Origin of the sequence: Streptomyces sp. URMC 127 (genome assembly GCF_051386535.1) — a bacterium.
In the GTDB taxonomy this organism is placed as follows: Bacteria; Actinomycetota; Actinomycetes; order Streptomycetales; family Streptomycetaceae; genus Streptomyces.
In genome coordinates this window covers 1-2,046 of sequence record NZ_JBPQTW010000420.1, presented here as the reverse complement: position 1 = coordinate 2,046, position 2,046 = coordinate 1, and the positions used below count along the sequence as shown (strand labels likewise).

At 72.9% G+C, this 2,046-nt stretch carries 1 protein-coding gene; it reads right to left on the bottom strand.

Features of this window, described 5'->3' with window-relative positions; genetic code table 11:
- Positions 1–187: 187 nt before the first annotated feature.
- Positions 188–2,046, bottom strand: a 1,859-nt coding sequence (locus ACSNOH_RS34640; protein WP_436725419.1) for an acetoacetate--CoA ligase, incomplete at its 5' end; no start/stop codon positions are given.

Sequence of the window (2,046 nt, the reverse complement as noted above, 5' to 3'; positions counted from 1 at the left end):
GGCCCCCGGGACCCCGTCGCGCGCTCGGGCTCAGACGCCGGGCTGGGTGGGGCGTACCCGGGCTGTGAGGGGCAGGCCCCCGGGACCCCGTCGCGCGCTCGGCCTCAAACGCCGGCCGGGCTGGGTGGGGGCGCGATCGGCCTCGAACGCCGGCCGGCTGGATTTTGCGTCCCGGAACGGGCCTGGTTCAGCGCTTGCGGCCCAGCTCCTCGTAGAACTTCAGCAGGTCCGGGTTGTCCACCGAGCCCGGGTTGACCGCCTTTTCCAGCGGTGTGCCCTGGAGGAGTCGCTTGACCGGGACCTCGATGCGCTTGCCGGTGAGGGTGTGCGGGATCGCCGGAACCTCGATGACCTCGTCGGGGACGTGGCGCGGCGAGAGGTTCTCGCGGATGGTGCGCTTGATGCGCTCCAGCAGCGCGTCGTCCAGGCGGGCGCCCGGCGCGAGCTGGACGAAGAGCGGCATCCAGTAGCCGCCGTCCGGCTGTTCGGCGCCGATGACGAGGGACTCGCGGATCTCGGGGAGCCGCTCGACGACCTCGTAGATGTCGGCGGAGCCCATGCGCACACCCTGCCGGTTGAGGGTGGAGTCCGAGCGGCCGTGGATGACGACGCTGCCGCGGGAGGTGAGGGTGATCCAGTCGCCGTGCCGCCAGACGCCGGGGAACATCTCGAAGTAGCTCTCGCGGTAGCGCGTGCCGCCGGGGTCGTTCCAGAAGCGGACGGGCATGGACGGCATGGGGTTCGTGACCACCAGCTCGCCGACCTCGTCGGTGACGGGCTTGCCGTGCGGGTCCCAGGCCTGCAGGTCTGTGCCGAGGCAGGGGGCCTGGAGCTCGCCGATGTGGACCGGCAGGGTGGGCACGGCGCCCGCGAAGCAGCTGCACACGTCCGTGCCGCCGCTCACCGACGCGATCCACATGTCTTCCGCCACCTCGTCGTGGATCCAGCGGAAGCCGTCCGGCGGCAGCGGCGAGCCCGTCGTGGCCACGCATTTGACGCGCGAGAGGTCGAAGTCGCGGCCGGGGTGGACCCCGGCCTTGCGGCAGGCCATGACGTACGCGGCGGAGGTGCCGTACAGCGTCGCGCCGGTGCGTTCGGCGACCCGCCACTGGGCGTCGGTGCCGGGATAGGCGGGGCTGCCGTCGTAGAGGACGACGGTGGCGCCCACGAGGAGGCCGGAGACGAGGAAGTTCCACATCATCCAGCCGGTGGAGGTGTACCAGAAGAACCGGTCGCCGGGGCCGAGGTCGCAGTGCAGGGAGAGCTGCTTGAGGTGCTCGACGAGGATGCCGCCCTGGGACTGGACGATGGCCTTGGGCAGGCCGGTGGTGCCGGAGGAGTACAGCACCCACAGCGGGTGGTCGAAGGGGAGCTGTTCGAAGACGGGCTCGGTGTCCGCCGCCACCAGGGCGTCCCACTCCAGGGCGCCCTCGGGGGCGGGGGTGCCCAGCAGGGGGATGTGGACGACGGCGCGCAGCGTGGGGAGCCCGGCGCGGAGCTCGGCGACGGTCTCGGTGCGCTCGTGTTCCTTGCCGCCGTAGCGGTAGCCGTCGACGGTGAACAGGACGACGGGCTCGACCTGCTGGAAGCGGTCGAGGACGCTGCGGGCGCCGAAGTCGGGGGCGCAGGAGGTCCACACGCCGCCGACGGCCGCGGTGGCGAGGAAGGCGATGACGGCCTGGGGCACGTTGGGCAGGTAGCCGCTGACGCGGTCGCCCGGGCGCACGCCGAGGCGGCGCAGTTCGGCGGCGAGCGAGCCGACGCGGCGGCGCAGTGCGGCCCAGGTGACGGGGCGCGGCTCGTGGCTCTCGTCGACGGCGAGGAGGGCGGGCTCGTCCGCCCGTGCGGGGTCCTCGGCGGCGCGCAGGGCGTGTTCGGCGTAGTTGAGCGCGGCGCCGGGGAACCAGCGTGCGCCGGGCATGGAGCGGTCGGCGAGGACGCGCTCGTAGGGGTGGGAGAAGCGGACGTCGCACCATTCGGTGAGGGCCTGCCAGAACGTCTCCAGTTCGCCGACGGACCAGCGGTGCAGTGCGGCGTAGCTGGCGG